The sequence below is a fragment of the Psychrobacter sp. Cmf 22.2 genome (assembly GCF_001921745.1).
GTDB lineage: Bacteria > Pseudomonadota > Gammaproteobacteria > Pseudomonadales > Moraxellaceae > Psychrobacter.
The window spans coordinates 1-238 of record NZ_MRYA01000082.1 but is presented as its reverse complement, the minus strand read 5'-3'; the positions used below and the strand labels follow the sequence as shown (position 1 = coordinate 238).

The window sequence follows — 238 nt, the reverse complement described above, 5'->3', positions numbered from 1 at the left end:
AATATTTTCATAACCGCTTTCCTATAGATTACTTATCACCTAATAACAAATTCTCTAAAATCCCTTCATAAATCTGTGCCAATTTCCCCAAGTCATCTATTTCTACTTTTTCATCGACTTGATGAATCGTTGCATTACGCACGCCAAGCTCAACAACTTGCGCACCTGTTGGCGCGATAAAGCGTCCGTCTGAGGTACCGCCTGATGTAGATAACGTGGTATCAACATCGGTCACAGA

Annotated in this window: 1 protein-coding gene; it reads right to left on the bottom strand. The window is 41.2% G+C overall.

Annotated features, from left to right (window positions below):
- Window positions 1–28: 28 nt before the first annotated feature.
- The coding region (locus BTV98_RS13390) for a M20/M25/M40 family metallo-hydrolase (protein ID WP_143505790.1) at window positions 29–238 on the bottom strand (210 nt) is incomplete at its 5' end.